The sequence below is a fragment of the Haloferax sp. s1 genome (genome assembly GCF_058382125.1).
The window spans coordinates 1-929 of sequence record NZ_JBZRPK010000080.1 but is presented as its reverse complement, the minus strand read 5'-3'; the positions used below and the strand labels follow the sequence as shown (position 1 = coordinate 929).

Sequence of the window (929 nt, the reverse complement as noted above, 5' to 3'; positions counted from 1 at the left end):
GGCGGCACCCACCTTCGGGCTGAGACCTAACACCGCGAGGATGGCGCCGGCGACGCCGACGACGTGACGACTCATCACGCCGGTGAAGTTGACGATACCCACGTTCTGCGAGAACGACGTGACAGGGAACGCGCCGAAGATAGATGCGACCGAACTCAGCAGTCCGTCCGTCAGTAATCCACCACGGAACTCTTCGTCAGTCGGGTTTCGACCCTCTGCAGCCGTGATGCCGGACATGTCGCCGACAGTCTCCATCGCGGACACCAGAAAGAGGAAGGCAAACGTAACGATGGGAACCGGTTCGAACGAAAGCCCGAACGCACCGGGTTGGGGAATTGCGACCCACGCGGCACTGGTGACTGGCCCGAAGTCAACGACACCGAGCGGGATAGCGACAGCGTAGCCGACGGCAATACCAGCAAGCGTACTCAGAAGGCGCGTCGCTCCGTCCGTAAAGAGGTTGAGCGTGATAGCGACCCCGAGGACGAGCGCCGCGAGTCCGATGTTGTAGGCCGCACCGTAGTCGGCGGCACCCACGCCACCGGCTGAGTAGTCCATCCCGACGGGAACGAGATAGAGGCCGATGATAGCGACGACTAACCCCGTCACAAGCGGCGGGAAGAAGGGTTTGATGCGGTTGAACTGCCAGCCGATGAGTCCTTCGACGACGAATCCGGTGACGAGTATCGCGCCGAAAACCGCACTCAAGCCGTAGCCGATTCCGACTGTCGCCGCCGCGCCGACGAACGTGAAACTCGTCCCCATCACGATGGGGAGTCGCGACCCGACCGGGCCGACGGTGTAGGCTTGCACTGCGGTCGCCAGCCCGGAAAATAGGAGCGCCATCTGAACGATGTACGCGGTATTAGCCGCGTCGAGTCCGACTTCACCCGCGACGATGAATGCGACCGCAGTCGCCGGTACAATCA

The 929-nt window shown here is 62.3% G+C and carries 1 protein-coding gene; it reads right to left on the bottom strand.

Going from position 1 to position 929, the window contains the following annotated elements:
- The coding region (locus QT222_RS00530; RefSeq protein WP_491475950.1) for a solute carrier family 23 protein at positions 1-929 on the bottom strand (929 nt) is incomplete at both ends.